The sequence below is a fragment of the Thiosulfatihalobacter marinus genome, from assembly GCF_016019955.1.
Classification (GTDB): domain Bacteria; phylum Pseudomonadota; class Alphaproteobacteria; order Rhodobacterales; family Rhodobacteraceae; genus Shimia; species Shimia marinus_A.
The window spans coordinates 378,793-396,647 of sequence record NZ_JAECRZ010000002.1; the positions used below are offsets into that span (position 1 = coordinate 378,793).

17 protein-coding genes are annotated in these 17,855 nt (G+C 64.1%); 7 read left to right on the forward strand and 10 right to left on the reverse strand.

Annotated features, from left to right (window positions below):
- Positions 1 to 360 precede the first annotated feature (360 nt).
- From I3253_RS04830 to I3253_RS04865, 8 genes are all read right to left on the reverse strand, one after another.
- Positions 361 to 1,107 (reverse strand): ABC transporter ATP-binding protein, encoded by a 747-nt coding sequence (locus I3253_RS04830; protein WP_197916505.1) that lies wholly within the window; start codon positions 1,105 to 1,107, stop codon positions 361 to 363.
- Entirely contained in the window at positions 1,104 to 1,886 is a 783-nt protein-coding gene (locus I3253_RS04835) for an MlaE family ABC transporter permease (protein WP_197916506.1), read from the reverse strand. The genes I3253_RS04830 and I3253_RS04835 overlap by 4 nt, the downstream gene beginning before the upstream one ends.
- A complete protein-coding gene (alr, locus tag I3253_RS04840; protein ID WP_197916600.1) occupies positions 1,886 to 2,923 on the reverse strand; it encodes an alanine racemase in 1,038 nt (345 codons plus the stop codon). The genes I3253_RS04835 and alr overlap by 1 nt, the downstream gene beginning before the upstream one ends.
- A gap of 72 nt (positions 2,924 to 2,995) precedes the next feature.
- Positions 2,996 to 3,424, reverse strand: coding sequence for a nuclear transport factor 2 family protein (locus I3253_RS04845; protein ID WP_197916507.1), 429 nt, complete (start codon positions 3,422 to 3,424; stop codon positions 2,996 to 2,998).
- 162 nt (positions 3,425 to 3,586) lie between these two features.
- Positions 3,587 to 5,074, reverse strand: coding sequence for a replicative DNA helicase (locus I3253_RS04850; protein WP_197916508.1), 1,488 nt, complete (start codon positions 5,072 to 5,074; stop codon positions 3,587 to 3,589).
- 202 nt (positions 5,075 to 5,276) lie between these two features.
- Positions 5,277 to 5,957 (reverse strand): orotate phosphoribosyltransferase, encoded by a 681-nt coding sequence (locus I3253_RS04855; protein WP_197916509.1) that lies wholly within the window; start codon positions 5,955 to 5,957, stop codon positions 5,277 to 5,279.
- Positions 5,958 to 6,032: 75 nt separating this feature from the next.
- The gene (gene pyrC, locus I3253_RS04860) at positions 6,033 to 7,073 is read right to left on the reverse strand and encodes a dihydroorotase (protein ID WP_197916510.1); all 1,041 of its coding nucleotides are present in this window, start codon (positions 7,071 to 7,073) and stop codon (positions 6,033 to 6,035) included.
- 54 nt (positions 7,074 to 7,127) lie between these two features.
- Positions 7,128 to 8,072: a phosphoadenosine phosphosulfate reductase gene (locus I3253_RS04865; RefSeq protein ID WP_197916511.1), complete on the reverse strand. Its 945-nt coding sequence runs from the start codon at positions 8,070 to 8,072 to the stop codon at positions 7,128 to 7,130.
- A 182-nt stretch (positions 8,073 to 8,254) separates the two neighbouring features.
- Here I3253_RS04865 and I3253_RS04870 point away from each other — a divergent pair, with 182 nt between their 5' ends.
- From I3253_RS04870 to I3253_RS04900, 7 genes are all read left to right on the forward strand, one after another.
- A complete protein-coding gene (locus tag I3253_RS04870; protein WP_197916512.1) occupies positions 8,255 to 9,163 on the forward strand; it encodes an AAA family ATPase in 909 nt (302 codons plus the stop codon).
- A 60-nt stretch (positions 9,164 to 9,223) separates the two neighbouring features.
- On the forward strand, positions 9,224 to 10,480 hold the full coding sequence (locus I3253_RS04875; protein ID WP_197916513.1) for a vWA domain-containing protein: 1,257 nt from the start codon (positions 9,224 to 9,226) through the stop codon (positions 10,478 to 10,480).
- A gap of 61 nt (positions 10,481 to 10,541) precedes the next feature.
- Positions 10,542 to 11,510 (forward strand): XdhC family protein, encoded by a 969-nt coding sequence (locus tag I3253_RS04880; protein WP_197916514.1) that lies wholly within the window; start codon positions 10,542 to 10,544, stop codon positions 11,508 to 11,510.
- Positions 11,507 to 12,502: a molybdopterin-binding protein gene (locus tag I3253_RS04885; protein WP_197916515.1), complete on the forward strand. Its 996-nt coding sequence runs from the start codon at positions 11,507 to 11,509 to the stop codon at positions 12,500 to 12,502. Before I3253_RS04880 ends, I3253_RS04885 begins: the two co-directional genes overlap by 4 nt.
- Positions 12,503 to 12,635: 133 nt before the next feature.
- A complete protein-coding gene (locus I3253_RS04890; protein ID WP_197916516.1) occupies positions 12,636 to 13,121 on the forward strand; it encodes a (2Fe-2S)-binding protein in 486 nt (161 codons plus the stop codon).
- A 105-nt stretch (positions 13,122 to 13,226) separates the two neighbouring features.
- On the forward strand, positions 13,227 to 15,590 hold the full coding sequence (locus tag I3253_RS04895; protein WP_197916517.1) for a xanthine dehydrogenase family protein molybdopterin-binding subunit: 2,364 nt from the start codon (positions 13,227 to 13,229) through the stop codon (positions 15,588 to 15,590).
- Between the two features lie 98 nt (positions 15,591 to 15,688).
- Entirely contained in the window at positions 15,689 to 16,474 is a 786-nt protein-coding gene (locus I3253_RS04900; RefSeq protein WP_197916518.1) for an FAD binding domain-containing protein, read from the forward strand.
- A 74-nt stretch (positions 16,475 to 16,548) separates the two neighbouring features.
- Here I3253_RS04900 and I3253_RS04905 read toward each other — a convergent pair whose 3' ends face one another.
- Together I3253_RS04905 and infC are read right to left on the reverse strand one after the other, a co-directional pair.
- Positions 16,549 to 17,148, reverse strand: coding sequence for an SAM-dependent methyltransferase (locus I3253_RS04905; RefSeq protein WP_197916519.1), 600 nt, complete (start codon positions 17,146 to 17,148; stop codon positions 16,549 to 16,551).
- Between the two features lie 57 nt (positions 17,149 to 17,205).
- The gene (infC, locus tag I3253_RS04910; protein ID WP_456300819.1) at positions 17,206 to 17,793 is read right to left on the reverse strand and encodes a translation initiation factor IF-3; all 588 of its coding nucleotides are present in this window, start codon (positions 17,791 to 17,793) and stop codon (positions 17,206 to 17,208) included.
- Positions 17,794 to 17,855: the final 62 nt, after the last annotated feature.

Consider the following 17,855-nt stretch of genomic DNA (forward strand, 5'->3'; position numbering starts at 1 on the left):
TGTCAGCTAGGGGCTTTTCGGGGCGTACGCAACGGGCCGCGCGTGGCACAGTGGATCGAATCAGGGTTAAGGTGTTGATATCATGAAAAATTGGGGGTCGGTATTGCGTCGGTATCCCGTCGGTATTGCGTCGGTGCAGGCGATGAGAAACGCGTTGTGGTGCGGCGTTAAGGCAGCGTGCGCAAGGGTCTGTTAATCAGCCCGGAGCCAAGGCCGCAGGCCGCCGGGCATCGCCCGACCGCCCCATGGGCGGGCGATTTTGCGCGGTTCGGGAACACATCAGAGTCGGCGTTGTGTGGTGAGATAAAGTGCGATGTCCCGACGCTTGATCGCCCACCCTCGGTCGGGCAACGCCCGGTTTCAGCGCACCGCCTCGATTGGTCCTTCGGCACTGCCGCTGATGAACTGCGTCAGGTAGGGATCGCCGGAATTGTCCATCTCGCCCACCGGGCCGGTCCACTGGATCACGCCGTCATGCAGCATGGCGACATTGTCGGCGATGGCGCGTACCGAGGTCATGTCGTGGGTGATGGTCATGGCGGTGGCGCCCATTTCGACGACGATCTCGCGGATCAGATCGTTGATGACGCCGGACATGATCGGATCAAGCCCGGTTGTGGGTTCGTCAAAGAAGATGATCCCGGGTTCGGCGGCGATGGCGCGGGCCAGACCGACGCGTTTCTGCATCCCGCCGGAGAGTTCGGACGGAAAGAGATCGGCAACATCGGGCGTCAGGCCGACGCGGCGCAGTTTCTCGATGGCGATCTCGCGGGCTTCGGATCTGGGACGTTTCAGCGAGCCGCGCAAGAGGCGAAAGGCGACGTTCTGCCAGACCGGCAGGGAATCAAACAGAGCGCCGCCCTGAAACAACATGCCAAAACGGGCCAGAAAGGCATCGTGGTCGCCCTGGGTGGCGTTTTGCCCATCCACCATGATGGTGCCGGCGTCGGGCGTGATCAGCCCCAGCACACATTTCAGCGCCACGGATTTGCCGGTGCCCGAGCCGCCGATGATCACCATGGACGTGCCTTGCGCGATGTCCAGATTGACGCCGCGCAGCACCGCCTTGGGGCCAAAAGATTTATGCACGTCCTGAAAGCTGATCATGTGGCGAAGAACAATGAGGTGAGCAGGAAATTGGCGGCCAGGATCAGCACGGCGGCGGCCTGGACCGAACCCTTGGTGGCCTGACCAACGCCCTGGGCGCCACGGCCGGAATTCATGCCGAAATAACAGCCCATAAGCGCGGCGATACCGCCAAAGGCAGACCCTTTGATGAGCGAGGAAATGATATCGGATGCCTCAAGGAAATCGGCGGTGTTGCGGATATAGCTGGCCGGGTTGAAACCAAGCTGGCCGGTGGCGACAAGAAAGCCGCCATAGATGCCGATAACATCGCCGATGCCCACCAGAACCGGCACCACGATCAGCGCCGCCAGAACGCGCGGCACGGTGAGGTATTTCATCGGGTGGGTCGACAGCGTGGTCAGTGCGTCGATCTGTTCGGTGACGCGCATGGTCGCGATCTCGGCGGCAATCGACGAGGTGACGCGCGCGGCGACCATCAGCCCAACCAGCACGGGGCCAAGTTCGCGCACCATGCCGATGGCAACGATCTGGGGCACCACGGCCTCGGCGGAAAAGCGCGACGAGCCGTCATAGATTTGCAGCGCCAGCGCGCCGCCGGTGAAGATCGCGGTCATGCCGACGACAGGCAGCGAGAGCCAGCCGATATGGAACAGGGCAAGCAGGAATTCGCGCCCGTAAAAGGGCGGGCGGACCATATGGGTGACGGCGCCGACAAAAAACAGGGTCACGTCGCCCAGCATCGCCAAAAGCGCCAGCGCGCGCCGCCCGATGACGGCAAGGGGATGGATCAGTCCCATCAGCCGCCCCGGTAGCGGCGGGCATACCGCTGGCCCAAAGCGGTGAGGATTTCATAGCCGATGGTGCCTGCGGCCCGGGCCACGCTGTCCACCGATTGATGCGGCCCCAGCAATTCGACAAAGGCCGGGCTTTCGTTCAGATCGGTGATGTCCACGCCGATCATGTCCATTGAAATGCGGCCGATCACCTTGCAGCGGGCTTCGCCGGCAAAGACAGAGATTTCGGGGCCCATTGCGCGGAAGATGCCGTCGGCATAGCCGGCGGCGATGGTGGCGATCTGGCTGTCGCGTTCGGCGATCCAGCTGTTGCCATACCCAACGGTTTCGCCGGCTGCCACGCCGCGGGTCTGGATCACGGGGATGGCAAGCCCGGCCACGGGGGCGGCATCGACAAAGGGCATCCCGCCATACAGGCCAACGCCGGGGCGGGTGAGATCGAAATGATAATCCGAGCCAAGCAGGATGCCACCGGTGGCCGCCAGCGAGCGGGGCACGCCGATCCCGTCGGTCATCTGGTGAAACACGGCAAGCTGGCGTGGGTTCATCGGGTGTTCGGGTTCGTCGGCGCAGGCCAGATGCGACATGACCAGGGTGGGATTGCGCCCCAGCACCATACCGGCCACGGCGGCCCATTCGGGCGCCTCCAGCCCGAGCCGGTTCATGCCGGTGTCCAGCTGGATGCCGAACGGATGGGCGGGCAGCGCCTCGACATGGCGCAGGATCTGGTCAAGCGAGTTCAGCATCGGGGTGAGGCCCATGTCCGAGATCATGTCGGTATCCCCGGCCATGTGGCCGGAGAAGACATTGATTTCGGGATCGGGGCCAACCGCCTGGCGCAGCGCGGCGCCCTCTTCGGCGGCGGCGACAAAGAAACGGCGGACGCCGGCCTTCATCAGGGTCCGGGCCACGCGGTCCGCGCCAAGCCCATAGCCATTGGCCTTGACCACGGCGCCGGTGTCGCAGGCGGTTTGTGCATCCAGCGCGCGCCAGTTGGCGGTAAGGGCGTCAAGGTCGATCGTGAGGGTCGCGGTAGCCATGATGCGTTTGTTGTCGCGCGCGACGGGGAGGTCAAGTGGAAAGGGCGCCATGCCCCGGCCCGTCAGCGCAAGTCAGGGCATGTAGGCGTTGGAATGCCACCAGATGCGCACCTCGCTGGCGAGACCATCGGGGGCGAATTCGGCCAGGAGCGTGCCATCCAGCGTAAGGCGCGGCAGCGGATCGCCCGGCGAACGGTCCGGCAGGCCGGTGCCGGTGGATTTGGCCCAGATCGCAAACAGCTCTTCAGAGGCGACCTGATAATCCACATGCCAGTGGCCGATGCCGCCGTTTGCTGTTTCGGCCAGCACCTTCACATTCATGCGGATGTCTTCCTGCAACAGGATGCGGTTCCAGTAGCCGATCAGTTCGGCCCGGCCTGACTGTACCTGGAACGGGGTGTTGTGATAGCGCCCGCTGGGGGTGAAGAGATCGGCGAACCCGTCGGGATCGCGGGTGGTCCAGACCCGGTGATAGGCGGTCATGAAATCATGGATGGTCATCGCGAAATCCTTTTGGGCAGGAAGATTGGCGACCGGCGCGCGCGCGTCAAGCGGCAACCGCCCCGCAGGATCGGGTGCCGGGTTCAGACGGCCGGATCAGGCGGCGGGATCGGGTGATGGGCGCGCCGGGCGGGGCGGTCCGGGCGTTTGTCACACCGGGCGTCAGAACTCGGCATCGCCGTCCTGTTGCCAGGGTTTCACGAGATTGCCGAACCGGGTGAAGCGGCCTTCGAAGCTGAGTTCGATGGTACCGATCGGGCCGTGGCGCTGTTTGCCGACCACGACTTCGGCCTTGCCGTGCAGGCGTTCCATGCGTTCCTGCCAGGCGGCCATTTCCTCGAGCCGGTCGTCAGAGGGTTTTTCGCGCTCGACATAATATTCTTCGCGAAACACGAACATCACCACATCGGCGTCCTGTTCGATGGAACCGGATTCGCGCAGGTCCGAAAGCTGGGGCCGCTTGTCATCGCGGCTTTCGACGGTCCGGCTGAGCTGGGACAGCGCGACCACCGGGATATTCAGTTCCTTGGCGATGGCCTTGAGGCCCATGGAAATCTCGCCGATTTCCTGCACCCGGTTCTGGGCGGTGCCGCGACAGAGCTGGAGATAGTCGACAATCAGCAGGTCCAGCCCGTGGGTGCGTTTCAGGCGGCGGGCGCGGGCGGCCAGCTGGGCGATGGGCAGGGCGGGGGTGTCGTCGATATAAAGCGGGCAGGCTTCGAGCGCCTTGGCGGCCTCGACGAAGCGGCGGAATTCCTGTTCGGTCATGTCGCCGCGCCGGATCTGTTCCGAGGGCACTTCGGAGGCTTCCGACAGGATCCGCGCGGCCAGCTGTTCGGCGCTCATTTCCAGCGAGTAGAACCCCACAACGCCGCCTTCGATGGCACCTATGGAACCGTCAGGCTTTTCGCCCTTGCGATAGGCCTTGGCGACGTTGAAGGCGATGTTGGTCGCCAGCGAGGTCTTGCCCATCGAGGGGCGCCCGGCCAGGATCAGAAGGTCCGAGGGATGCAGGCCGCCCAGCTTCTTGTCGAGATCGACAAGCCCGGTGGAGATGCCCGCCAGCCCGCCATCGCGCTGATAGGCGGCATTGGCGGAGTTCACCGCCTCGGTCACGGCCTTGAGGAAGGACACGAAGCCGCGTTCGGTCTGGCCCTGCTCGGAGAGCTTGTAAAGCGCCTGTTCGGCCTCGACGATCTGTTCCCTGGGTTCGGAGGTGACTTCGACCTTCTTGGCCTTGGAGGCGATATCGTTGCCCAGCCCGATCAGTTCGCGGCGCACGGCCATGTCGTGGATCATCTGCGCGTAGTCGCGCGCGGCAAAGGACGAAATCGCGGCGCCGGCGAGGCGGGCAAGGTAGGCGGCGCCGCCCAGTTCGCGCAAGCCTTCGTCGTCTTCCAGAAACGCCTTGAGCGTGACCGGCGAGGCGAGGTTGTTCTTGGCGATGCGCGCGGCGGCGACTTCGTAGATGCGGGCATGGACCGGATCGTAGAAATGCGCCGGTTTTAGGATCGCGTTCACCCGGTCGAAAATGTCGTTATTGGTCAGGATCGCGCCCAGCAGCTGTTGCTCGGCCTCGATCGAATGCGGCATCGGGTCGGTGTCTGCCGCTTCGGTTCCGGTCGCATTGATGGTTGCGATCTCGTTCATGTCTGTCCCCGTTTCCCCAAGTGCTGGGGTTCTAGACCAGAGGCGCGGCTGTGCGCAAATTGTATCTTTGTGTGGATGATTTGTGGATAACCCGCCTCTACCGTATCTTGGCAGATGCGGCGCGGGCGGGTCAACATGTTGTAGGCTGAAGCGTGTTTTTTGGGCGGGGACTTGCCGGATTTTATTGCCGTTCGGGGGGCGCTCAGCCCCGGGTGCGGGCCGCTTGCCAGGCGCGCGGATCACGCAGGAAGGATTCGACCTCGGCCAGGGTCTCGCCGGAAAAGGCCTGTTGCGCCCGGGCTTCGGCCAGTACGTCCCACCAGGTGCACAGATAGTGCAGGTCGACCCCATGATCGCCCAGCGTTTTCGTGGTCTCGGGGAAGATGTCGTAATAGAAGATCACCGCCGTGTGGCCACAGGTGGCGCCGGTCTCGCGGATCGCGTCGACAAAGGAAAGTTTGGAGCCGCCATCGGTGGTGAGATCCTCGACCAGCAGCACGCGTTCGCCTTCGGACATGGCGCCTTCGATACGGGCGTTGCGGCCGTAGCCCTTGGGTTTCTTGCGCACATAGGTCATCGGCAGCGCCATGCGTTCGGCCACCAGCGCGGCGAAAGGAATGCCGGCGGTTTCGCCGCCCGCGATATTGTCGAAGGCTTCGAAGCCGGCATTGCGCAGGATGGTGATGGTGAGGAAATCCATCAGCGTGGCGCGGATGCGCGGAAAGGAAATCAGCTTGCGGCAGTCGATATAGCTGGGCGAGGGCAGGCCGGAGGCCAGTGTGTAGGGCGCGTCCGTATTGAAGTTCACGGCGCCGATTTCCAGCAACATGCGGGCCGTGAGGCGGGCGATTTCGGACTGGTCGGGATAGGTGGTGGGGATCATCGGGTCATCCTTGGGCGTTGCGCCGGTGGCGGGGGCGGGATGCCTCCGGCAGGAGTATTTGGGGCAAAATGAAGATCAGGACACGTCCCAATAGACCGGAAAGCCGGGGTCGAACACGGTGACGGTATCGTCGCCGGCCCGGATCCCGGCGGGGAAGGCCGTGGGGGTGTCGGATTTGGTCAGGGTGAGGGTTTGGGCATTGACCGGCAGGCGGTAGAAGGCCGGACCGTTGCGCGAGGCGAAGGCTTCGAGCCGGTTCAGGGCGTTTTCTTCTTCGAATACGTGGGCGAGCAGGGCCATTGTGTTGGTGGCGGTGAAGCATCCCGCGCAGCCGCAGGCATTTTCCTTGAGGTGATCGGGGTGCGGCGCGCTGTCGGTGCCAAGGAAGAACCGTGTATCGCCCGAGGTGGCGGCGGCGCGCAGGGCGAGGCGGTGTTCCTCGCGTTTGGCAACGGGCAGGCAGTAATAATGCGGTTTGATCCCGCCCACGAGGATGTGGTTGCGGTTGATGATCAGGTGATGGGTGGTGATGGTGGCGCCAAGGTCTGTATCATTGGCCTTGACATAATCGACGCCGTTGGCGGTGGTGATATGTTCCATCACCACGCGCAGCCCGGGCGTGGCGCTGCGGATGGGATCCAGAACGCGGTCGATGAAGATGGCTTCGCGGTCGAAGATGTCGATGTCGGGGTCGGTGACTTCGCCATGGATGCAGAGCGGCAGGCCGATTTCGGCCATGGTGTCCAGTACCGGGCGGATCTTGTCGAAATCCCGCACGCCGGAGGCGGAATTGGTGGTGGCGCCAGCGGGGTAGAGTTTGAGCGCCCTGACCAGGCCGCTGGCGGCGGCGGCGCGTATATCGGCCGGGTCGGTGTGTTCCGTGAGATAGAGCGTCATCAGCGGCTCGAAATGCATGCCGTCGGGCAGGGCGGTCAGGATGCGGGCGCGATAGGCGGCCGCGTCGGCGCCGGTGACGACAGGTGGCACCAGGTTGGGCATGATGATGGCGCGGGCGAAATGGCGGGCGGTTTCGGGCAGGACGGCGGCCAGCATCGCGCCGTCGCGCAGGTGCAGGTGCCAGTCATCGGGGCGGGCAATGGTCAGGCTTTGGGTCATGGGGGCCGATTACACAAAAGCAGCGGCCTGCGCTAGGGGGTAGAATCGGGCCTCTCACCCGGCCAGTTTGCCCTTTTCGGCGGCCTGAACCAGCATGTTGAGCTTGCGCATATAGCGTGGCTCCCTGAGGCGGCGCGCGACATTGGCACAAAGCAGCGCCTTTATGAACGGGCGTTTCTGGCGTTCGATGGTCGTCAGAAGGGCGTCGAGATAGGGCAGATGCGTGCGCCGGGCCCGCCAGAGCCGGGACAATGCGTGTGGTGTCAGCTTGCCCGCGCCGGCCTTGGCAAGGATGCGGAACAGGATCTGCATGTCCAGCAGGTTGGACTCGATATCGTCGCCCAGAAAGGGCAGACGGGCCAGCGTGACATCGGGACGCCGGTACAGGGCCGCGTGCATCGCGTCGAGATCCACGCGCGGATCATAAAGCACGAAGCCTGCGCTGGCGGCTTCGAGCATGTCGGGAGCATATCCGTAGCGGTCCGAAAAGGACCGTTTGCGCGCCTGGGGATAGCGGCGGTCCCAGGGGGCGATGGCGGGATCGAGCGTGGCCTGGGGCTGAAGCACCACCACGGTGGCACCGGGCGCGGCCACGGAAAAAGCCGCCGCCGCATAGCCGCAACTGCCTGCGCCGTAAAATACGATCCGGTCGAAATCCTCAAAAAATCCATCATCCGAGAGCCGGTCGAAATAGGCATAGACCGCCGGATCGCGGAACCAGGTGTCGCCATCGGACAGAATGCACAGATGCGACCAGCCCAATTCGCGCACCAGTTCCCAACCCAGCGGCTGGCCGGTATCGCCGCGTTTCTGAATGCTGTCGATGGTTTCGAACGTGACCAGAAGAACCGGCTTGTCCTCGATCAGCGTGGCCCAGTGTGACGAACCCAGAGGCTGGAAATGCCCGTGCTCTTCGGCAATCTCGTCAAGTTTTTGCAGCCACGCATCGCGCGCCAGCCCCAGCATCGGGGCATCAAAGCCATTTGGCGAATCCTGCATATCCTCAATCCTAACCCGGCAAACCAGATACGGCACTTCGTGCTCTTGCTTTCAGCATAGATGCCATTTGCGGCAAAATTTGGGAAGAGCGGCAGTATCTACAACTTTGGTCGCGGGTCGTGGCGGTTGACGGGCCACGCCGGGCCGTGCAGCCTGATCCGGGCGAGGCAGAGGGGCATTTGATGGCGCAGATTGACAGTATCGACGCGGTGCAGGACATGCTGGGCGCGCAGGGCTATGTGTGCGGACGCGCGCTGGCGACGGTGGTGTTCCTGTCGCTGCGGCTTGGGCGGCCGATTTTCCTCGAAGGCGAGGCGGGCGTTGGCAAGACCGAAATCGCCAAGGCGATTGCCGCGGGGCTGGGGCGCGATCTGATCCGGCTGCAATGCTATGAAGGGCTGGATGCGTCCAGCGCGGTCTACGAATGGAACTTTGCCGCGCAGATGGTGGCGATCCGAACCGCCGAAGCCGGCGGCGGGGCCGACCGCGACCTGTTGCAGCGCGAACTTTTTGGCCCGGATTACCTGGTCGAACGCCCGCTGTTGCAGGCGATGCGCCCACATCCGGGCGGCGCGCCGGTTCTGTTGATCGACGAACTGGACCGGACCGATGAACCGTTCGAAGCCTTCCTGCTGGAAGCCCTGAGCGATTTTCAGGTGACGATCCCCGAGATCGGCACGATCAAGGCACCCGAACCGCCAATCGTGATCGTTACCTCCAACCGGACCCGCGAAGTGCATGACGCGCTCAAGCGGCGCTGCCTGTATCATTGGGTGGATTATCCGGATTTCGACCGCGAAATCGCAATCCTGCAATCGCGCGCGCCCGAGGCAGCCGAGGCACTCAGCCGCGAGGTGGTGGCCTTCGTGCAGGCGCTGCGCACCGAAGACCTGTTCAAGAAACCCGGTGTGGCCGAAACCATCGACTGGGCCAAATGTCTGCTGGCGCTGGACGTGGTCACACTCAGCCCCGAAGTGATCGCCGACACGCTGGGGGCCATTCTCAAATACCAGGATGATATTGCCAGGCTGCAAGGCTCCGAAGCGAGCCGGCTGCTGGACGAGGCGCGTCAGGGTCTGGAACCGGCCTGATGCTTCTTTTGGCCCCAAATATCCCGGGGGGTGCGGGGGGCTGGCCCCCCGTTGCGCGACATGGCTGAATACGCGCCGCTCGACATCCCGGACACCCCGAAACTGACCCACAATATCACGTGGTTCGCGCGCGCGTTGCGCAAGGCGGGCCTGCCGATCGGGCCGGGGCGGGTGATTGATGCGATCCGCGCGGTTCAGGCTGCGGGATTCACCGAAAAGCGGGATTTCTACTGGACGCTGCACGCCTGTTTCGTGTCGCGCCCCGAGCATCGCACGGTGTTTGCGCAGGTCTTTCGCCTCTACTGGCGGGATCCGCGATACATGGAACACATGATGGCGATGATGCTGCCCGCCATTCGCGGCGTGCAGGAAGAGCGTCAGGCCGGCGCCGGGGAAAAGCGCGCCGCCGAAGCGTTGCTCGACGGAGTGACGCAGGATGTGCCGGATGTGGATTTCGAGGAGGAAGGCACCGAGATCGAGGTGGATGCCTCGCTGACCATGTCCGCCGAGGAACGGCTGCGCACGCTGGATTTTGAACAGATGAGTGTCGACGAGATCGCCGCAGCCAAGCGGATGCTGGCGCGGCTGACCCTGCCGGTGCAGCCGATCCCGACGCGGCGCGGGCGCCCAGACCCGTTGGGCGCGCGCGCGGATTGGCGGCGCAGCCTGCGTGACGCGATGCGCCAGGGGGGCGAGATACAGCGCCTGGCCCGCAAAAGCCCGCGAATCCGCTGGCCCAACCTGATCGTGCTTTGCGATATTTCCGGCTCCATGAGTCAATACAGCCGGATGGTTTTGCATTTTCTCCATGCTGTCGCCAATCAGAAGGGGGCAGGCTGGGCCAGGGTGCACGGATTTACCTTTGGCACGCGGCTGACCAATATCTCGCGCCATCTGGCGACGCGCGATGTGGATGCGGCGCTGGCCTGCGCCGGGGCCGAGGCGCAGGATTGGGAAGGCGGCACCCGGATCGGCGACTGCCTGCACGCCTTCAACCGTGACTGGTCGCGCCGGGTGATGGGGCAGGGCGCGGTGGTGTTGCTGATCACCGACGGGCTGGACCGGGGCGCGGCAGATGCGCTGGGCCACGAGATGCAGCGGCTGCACCTGTCGGCGCGCCGTCTGATCTGGCTCAACCCGTTGCTGCGCTGGGACGGGTTCGCGCCCCGGGCACAGGGCATTCGCGCGATGTTGCCGCATGTGGACAGTTTCCGGGCCGGGCATTCGATTGCCTCGCTGGAAGACCTGGCGGCGGCGATCTCGCGTCCCGATGACGCCGGAGAGAAGGCGCGGCTGATGGCGATGCTGGGGCCGTGACTTGTGCTTTGCGCGCGCGACGCACATGTTCTGGAAGGGCGGTCATTTCGGGAGGCGAACCATGACAGCAAAGCTTGAAGGCGCGCCGGAACTGGCGCTGGAGTGGCATCGCGCGGGGCGCGGGGCGGTTCTGGCCACGGTGGTGGAAACTTGGGGCAGCGCACCGCGCCGGGTGGGGGCGCAGATGGTGGTGTCCGGGGACGGGCAGATCGAAGGCTCGGTGTCGGGCGGATGTGTCGAAGGCGCGGTGATGGTCGAAGCGCTGGAGGCGCTGGAGGAGGGCAAGGGACGGTTGCTGGAATTCGGCGTCAGCGACGGCGATGCCTTTGCCGTGGGGCTGGCCTGTGGCGGCACGATCCGGGTATTGGTCGAGCCGGTGGGCGCGGTGCTGAGCGAAACGGTGCTGGACGCGCTGGTCGCGGCCCGGGCCGGGCGGCGCGCGGTGGCCTATGTCTGCGACGCCGAGACTGGCGGCGGATTGCTGACGGAAGCAGGATTTGAAGACCGGTTCCGCATGGATCGTTCGGGGGTCGAAGAAGACGGGCGGTTTGTGGCGGTTCACAACCCGCCCTTGCGGCTGGTGATCGTGGGCGCGGTGCATATCGCGCAAAGCCTGGTGCCAATGGCGCGGATTGCCGGGTTCGATCCGGTCCTCATCGATCCGCGCAGTGCCTTTGGATCGCAGGCGCGGTTTCCCGGCGAAACCATTGTCGAGGACTGGCCGGACGAGGCGTTGGCCGCGATCGGGCTGGACGGGCGCACGGCGCTTGTTTTGCTGACCCATGATCCCAAGCTGGACGATCCGGCGCTACATGTGGCGCTGCGCTCGGACGTGTTTTATATCGGCGCGCTGGGGTCCAGGCGGACCCATGCGGCCCGCTGCGCGCGGTTGCGCGAAGCGGGGTTCGGCGATGGCGACATCGCCCGCATTCACGGCCCTGTCGGTCTGGATATCGGCGCGGCGGGCCCGTCGGAAATCGCCGTGTCGGTGTTGGCCGAGATGGTGCGGGTGCTGAGGACAGGGGCGTGAGGTTCGGTCCGGTCCCGTTGCACGAGGCCGAGGGGGCCATTCTTGCGCATTCGGTGAGGGCCGGAAAGACCAGGCTGCGCAAGGGCATGGTGCTGGATGGCGCGGCCCTGGCGGGTTTGGCCGAGGCCGGGATCACCGAGGTGATCGCGGCGCGGCTTGACCCCGAGGACTTGCACGAAGATCAGGCCGCGGAGCGGCTGGCGGCGGCCCTGGTGCCGGATCAGCGGGCGGCGCGGCTGGATCTGACACGGGCATTTACCGGGCGGGTCAATCTGGTGGCGGCCTGTCCGGGCGTGGCGGTGATGGATGTGGCGGCGCTGACCGCGCTGAACGCGGTAAACCCGATGATCACGCTGGCCACGCTACCCCCCTTTCAGCAGGTTGGCGCGGGGCAGATGGTGGGCACGGTCAAGATCATTTCCTATGGCGTGCCCGGTGGTGACGTTGCGCGGGCGGCTGCGCTGGGGCGGGGCGCGATCCGGCTTGCACCGGTGATACATGGGCGCGTGTCGTTGATTGTCACGGAAATTCCCGGCGGCGCCGGAGACAAGGGCCGCGCCGCAATTCAGGGACGGGTGGCGGCGCTTGGCATGGAGTTGTGCGAGGTGGTGATGGTGCCCCATCGTGTCGCGGATCTGGCCGCGGCTGTGGTGGCATCTGTCGGTGACATGGTGTTGATCCTGACCGGCTCGGCCACCTCCGATCCGCATGACGTGGCTCCGGAGGCGGTACGACGGGCCGGCGGCACGGTCGAACGATTCGGAATGCCGGTGGATCCCGGCAACCTGCTGTTTCTGGGGGCCCTGGACGGGCGGCCGGTGATCGGATTGCCGGGATGCGCGCGGTCGCCGGCATTGAACGGGGCGGACTGGGTGCTGGCGCGGGTGGCTTGTGGCATCGATGTGAGCCACGCGGATATCGCGGGGATGGGCGTGGGCGGCTTACTCAAGGAGATACCGACCCGGCCCATGCCACGCGCGCGGCGCGGATGAGGCGGGGGCCTCCGGCCTACGACCAATGTCTATGCCGAATTCCGCCGCCATTGGAAAAAGCGGCTTCTCAAGCGGGCCATACGCTGGTTTACTTTGCGCATAACCATAAAACACATCCATTTGGGAGGAGCCAATGTCACAGGTCACGATGACTGTGAACGGCAAGGAAATGTCCGGCGATGCCGAGGGGCGGACCTTGCTCAGCCAATTCTTGAGAGACACACTGGGGTTGACCGGAACGCATGTGGGCTGTGATACCAGCCAGTGCGGCGCCTGTGTGGTGCATGTCAACGGGCAGCCGGTGAAATCCTGCACAATGCTGGCGATGGAGGCCGAGGGCGCCGATGTGGCCACGATCGAAGGCCAGGCCGCGCCAGACGGGACGCTGAACACGATCCAGCAGGCGTTTCAGGATCACCACGGGCTTCAGTGCGGGTTCTGCACGCCGGGCATGGTGATGTCGGCCGCGGCCCTTCTCAAGGAGAACCCAAAGCCCAGCGAAGCCGAGATCCGGGACTATCTGGAAGGCAATATCTGTCGCTGTACCGGGTATCACAACATCGTCAAGGCGATCCTGGCCGCGTCCGGGCAGGACGTGGGATCGATTGCTGCCGAATAACACCGGCCTTGCGTCTGAGGAGGGCGCGGGGTTTTCGAGTATTTTCGGAACAATGAAAGGGATTGGAAGCGTGGGCTTTCGATCCGTTCTCAGGGAGGAATTCAGATGCCGAAAGATCATGGCATAGGCGCCAGCCCGAAGCGGCGCGAAGATATCCGGTTTTTGACCGGAGCTGGAAATTATACCGACGACATCAATGTAAACGGCCAGGCCTATGTGCATTTCCTGCGCTCGGATGTGGCGCATGGCCGGATCAATGCGGTAAATACCGGGGCCGCGGCGGCAATGCCCGGGGTGGTGCGGATATTCACGGGCGCCGATTTCGAAGGTGTCGGTGGATTGCCTTGCGGCTGGTGCGTGACCGACAGGCACGGTGAGCCGATGCAGGAACCGGCCCATCCGGTGCTGGCGCAGGGCAAGGTACGCCATGTGGGCGATCCGATCGCCGCCGTTGTCGCCGAGACCGCCGAACAGGCGCGGGACGCGGCCGAGGCGATCGAGGTGGATATCGAGGAACTGCCTGCGGTTGTCGACATGAAGGCGGCGCTCGCGGATGGGTCCACCAAGGTGCATGACGATCTGACCAGCAACCTGTGTTACGACTGGGGCTTTGTCGAAGAGAACAAGGATGCGGTAGAGCAGGCGATGCAGGACGCGGCGCATGTGACCACGCTGGAGCTGGTCAACAACCGTCTGATTGCCAACCCGATGGAGCCGCGCGTGGCGATTGGCGATTACAACCGTGCCACCGATGAGAGCACGCTTTACACGACAAGCCAGAACCCGCATGTGATCCGCCTGTTGATGGGCGCCTTCGTGTTGGGCATTCCCGAGCACAAGCTGCGCGTGATTGCGCCGGATGTGGGCGGCGGATTTGGCACCAAGATCTTCCACTATGGGGAAGAGGCGTTTTGTACTTTTGCCGCCAAGGCGATCAATCGTCCGGTCAAATGGACCGCTTCGCGGTCGGAAGCGTTCATGTCGGACGCGCATGGGCGCGATCACGTGACCAGGATCGAACTGGCGCTAGACAAGGACAACAACTTTACCGCCGTGCGCACCGAGACCTATGCCAATATGGGCGCGTATCTGAGCACCTTTGCGCCGTCGGTGCCGACCTGGCTGCATGGCACGCTGATGGCCGGGAACTACAAGACCCCGGTGGTCTATGTGAACGTCAAGGCAGTGTTCACCAATACGGTGCCGGTGGATGCCTATCGCGGGGCCGGTCGGCCCGAGGCGACGTTCCAGCTGGAGCGGGTGATCGACAAGGCGGCGCGGGAGCTGGGTGTGGACCCGATCGCGCTGCGCCGTCAGAACTTTATCACCGAGTTCCCCTATGCCACGCCGGTGGCGGTGGAATATGACACCGGCGATTATCACGGCACGATGGACGCGCTGGAGAAAATCGCGGACCTGTCCGGTTTCGAGGCACGGCGCAAGGAGAGCGAGGCGCGCGGCAAGCTGCGCGGGCTGGGTGTGAACTGTTACATCGAGGCTTGCGGCATTGCGCCGTCCAACCTTGTGGGGCAGCTGGGCGCGCGGGCCGGTCTTTATGAGAGCGCGACCGTGCGGGTGAATGCCACCGGCGGACTTGTTGTCATGACAGGATCGCACAGCCACGGGCAGGGGCATGAAACCTCGTTCCCGCAGGTGATCGCCGAGATGATCGGGATTGATGAAAGCATGGTGGAAATCGTGCATGGCGATACCGCCAATACGCCAATGGGCATGGGCACATACGGATCACGCTCGCTGGCGGTTGGGGGCTCGGCCATGGTGCGGGCTACCGAGAAAATCATCAACAAGGCCAAAAAGATCGCGGCCCATCTGATGGAGGCCGCGGAGGCCGATATCGAGCTGAAGGACGGGCAGTTTTCGGTCGCGGGCACGGATAAATCCGTGGCCTGGGGCGATGTCACGCTGGCGGCCTATGTGCCGCATAACTATCCGCTGGAGGATATCGAGCCGGGGCTGGAGGAAACCGCGTTTTATGACCCGGCGAACTTTACCTATCCGTCCGGGGCCTATTGCTGTGAAGTCGAGCTGGACCCGGAGACCGGGAAGGTGACGATCGAGCGGTTCTCGGCGGCGGATGATTTCGGCAATATCGTCAACCCGATGATCGTGGATGGCCAGGTGCATGGCGGCATTGGGCAGGGCATTGGTCAGGCGCTGCTGGAAGGTTGTGTCTATGACGAGAACGGCCAGTTGCTGAGCGCGTCCTACATGGATTACGCGATGCCACGGGCCGATGACGTGCCGTTCTACAATGTGGATCATTCCAGCCAGACGCCCTGTACCCATAATCCGCTTGGGGTGAAGGGCTGTGGCGAGGCCGGTGCGATCGGATCGCCGCCGTCGGTGGTGAACGCGGTGATCGATGCGTTGCAGTCGGGAGGGCATGATGTGACCCATATCGATATGCCGGTGTCGCCGGGCCGTGTCTGGGCCGCGATGCAGGGGTAAGACGAGAGGGCAGGACCGGGGGCTGTCTGCCCCCGGACCCCCGAGGATATTTCTAGCCAAAAGAAGGGCGGGAAGACGCTCTTTGGAAAGGAAGCGAAATGTATGAGTTTGAATTTGTGAAGCCGGGCTCGGTGGCCGATGCGGTTACAGCGCTGGGAGAAGAGGACGCGCAGGTGCTGGGCGGGGGGCAGACATTGATCCCGACGCTGAAGCAGCGCCTTGCCAGTCCGGGCAAGCTGGTCAGTCTGGCCGGTATCGCGGAAATGCAGGGTGTGTCCACGGATGACGCGGGCCGGATTTGTGTGGGTGGCGGGACCGTCCACGCGGATGTGGCGGCCAATGCCGGTGGCTATCCGGCGCTGGCCGGGCTGGCGGGCAATATCGGGGATCCGGCGGTGCGGGCCCGCGGAACCATTGGTGGGTCGCTGGCCAACAATGATCCGTCGGCCTGTTATCCGGCGGCGGCGCTGGCATCGGGGGCGAGCATCGTCACCAATGCGCGCGAGATCGCGGCGGACGACTATTTCCAGGGCATGTTCACAACGGCGCTGGACGAGGGCGAGATCATCACGGAGGTGAAATTCCCGGTGCCCGAGGCGGCCAATTACCAGAAATTCGAGCAGCCCGCGTCGCGGTTTGCGCTGGTCGGAGTGTTCGTGGCGAAATATGCCGACGGGGTACGGGTGGCCGTGACCGGGGCTTCGCAAGAGGGAGTGTTTCGCTGGCGTGCGGCGGAGGCTGCGCTGAGTGCCGATTTCTCGGCCGATGCGGTGCCGGAGGCGCCTGCTGCGGACGGGATGATTTCCGATCTGCATGGTACGGCCGCTTATCGCGCGCATCTGGTGGCAGTGCTGACCCGGCGGGCGGTGGCGGCCTGTGGATAGGGCGGATCGCCTCTGGCGGGCGTATTTCAGGCAGAATGAAGAGAGGGGCGTCGCGTTTGCGGCGCCTTTTTCATTCAACCGGGCTTTCGCGCGATCAGGTCTATCAGGGCTGACATGCCGGAATGGCCGCGCCCCTCCTGGACTTCGCGGTCGTATTCCCTGAGGACGAGGATGTCCCAGCCGGCGAAGGCGGCGCGCAGGATGGTCTCGGTGTACATGTTTTCGGCAAAGGGCGGGCCGCCGGTGCCATAATCCAGTTGCTTTGGTCGATAGCCGTGCAGCATGACGAGGCCGCCCGGCTTTGTGGCGTCCTTGATGTGCCGGAACTGGGTGCGGCGCCCGTCAGGGCCGACAAACTGGATGAAGATCCCCGCCACGAGATCGAATTGTTGCGTCGGCCAGGGCTGTGCCATGATGTCGAGCTGTCGGAAATCGACCTGCACGCCGCGTTCGGTTGCCAGGTCGCGGGCGCGGGCGATGGCCGTGGGGGCAAATTCCAGCGCCGTGACGTTCAGGCCGCGTTCGGCCAGGTGGACCGAGTTGCGGCCTTCGCCGTCGGCCACGGAGAGGGCGGTATGGCCCGGAGTCAGGTAGTCGTCATGGTCCAGCAGGAACTGCGCCGGGGTCTTGCCAAAAACGAACTCGGGCGAGGACGCGAAACGTTCTTCCCACATGGCGGGCTCCCTGAAAGGAAAACCCCCGCCGCAGGGCGGGGGCGAAACCTGATTGGATCAGCGTGCCAGCGGGCCGATCATCATGATCATCTGGCGGCCTTCCATCTTGGGCATATTCTCGATCTTGCCCAGTTCCTTGACATCTTCGGCCACCCGTTCGAGCAACTCGCGCCCCAGGTTCTGGTGCGCCATCTCGCGACCGCGAAAGCGCAGCGTAACCTTTACCTTGTCGCCCTTTTCCAGGAACTTGACCACGTTGCGCATTTTCACTTCGTAGTCGTGAGTGTCCGTGTTGGGGCGGAACTTGACCTCTTTGACCTGGATGGTGGTCTGTTTCTTGCGGGCCTCGGATTCGCGTTTTTGCTGTTCATACTTGAACTTGCCATAATCCATGATCTTGCAGACCGGCGGATTGGCGTTGGGCGAGATTTCCACAAGGTCCAGTCCGGCCTCTTCCGCCATGGTCATGGCCTTGGCGGGGTGCACCACGCCGACATTTTCGCCGTCAGCCCCGATCAGGCGAATTTCGGGCGAGCGAATGCGATCGTTGATACGAGGGCCGGTGTCGCGCTGCGGGGGCGCATTGTGAGGTCTGCGGGCTATGGTTTTGTTCCTTCGATAGCTATTGTTCTCGGTGCCGTAAATTAGTCGGCAAAACCCTGCCTTACAAGCGGATTCCTGTGGGCGTCAAGGATGGGGTGCGGCGT

Coding starts and splice junctions, on each gene's coding strand:
- I3253_RS04895 (WP_197916517.1), top strand. CDS start 13,227: ATGCCGAAAGATCATGGCATAGGCGCCAGCCCGAAGCGGCGCGAAGAT.
- pyrC (WP_197916510.1), bottom strand. CDS start 7,073: ATGACCCAAAGCCTGACCATTGCCCGCCCCGATGACTGGCACCTGCAC.
- I3253_RS04900 (WP_197916518.1), top strand. CDS start 15,689: ATGTATGAGTTTGAATTTGTGAAGCCGGGCTCGGTGGCCGATGCGGTT.
- I3253_RS04890 (WP_197916516.1), top strand. CDS start 12,636: ATGTCACAGGTCACGATGACTGTGAACGGCAAGGAAATGTCCGGCGAT.
- I3253_RS04855 (WP_197916509.1), bottom strand. CDS start 5,957: ATGATCCCCACCACCTATCCCGACCAGTCCGAAATCGCCCGCCTCACG.
- I3253_RS04830 (WP_197916505.1), bottom strand. CDS start 1,107: ATGATCAGCTTTCAGGACGTGCATAAATCTTTTGGCCCCAAGGCGGTG.
- I3253_RS04835 (WP_197916506.1), bottom strand. CDS start 1,886: ATGGGACTGATCCATCCCCTTGCCGTCATCGGGCGGCGCGCGCTGGCG.
- alr (WP_197916600.1), bottom strand. CDS start 2,923: ATGGCTACCGCGACCCTCACGATCGACCTTGACGCCCTTACCGCCAAC.
- I3253_RS04880 (WP_197916514.1), top strand. CDS start 10,542: ATGACAGCAAAGCTTGAAGGCGCGCCGGAACTGGCGCTGGAGTGGCAT.
- I3253_RS04865 (WP_197916511.1), bottom strand. CDS start 8,072: ATGCAGGATTCGCCAAATGGCTTTGATGCCCCGATGCTGGGGCTGGCG.
- I3253_RS04905 (WP_197916519.1), bottom strand. CDS start 17,148: ATGTGGGAAGAACGTTTCGCGTCCTCGCCCGAGTTCGTTTTTGGCAAG.
- I3253_RS04850 (WP_197916508.1), bottom strand. CDS start 5,074: ATGAACGAGATCGCAACCATCAATGCGACCGGAACCGAAGCGGCAGAC.
- I3253_RS04875 (WP_197916513.1), top strand. CDS start 9,224: ATGGCTGAATACGCGCCGCTCGACATCCCGGACACCCCGAAACTGACC.
- I3253_RS04870 (WP_197916512.1), top strand. CDS start 8,255: ATGGCGCAGATTGACAGTATCGACGCGGTGCAGGACATGCTGGGCGCG.
- I3253_RS04845 (WP_197916507.1), bottom strand. CDS start 3,424: ATGACCATCCATGATTTCATGACCGCCTATCACCGGGTCTGGACCACC.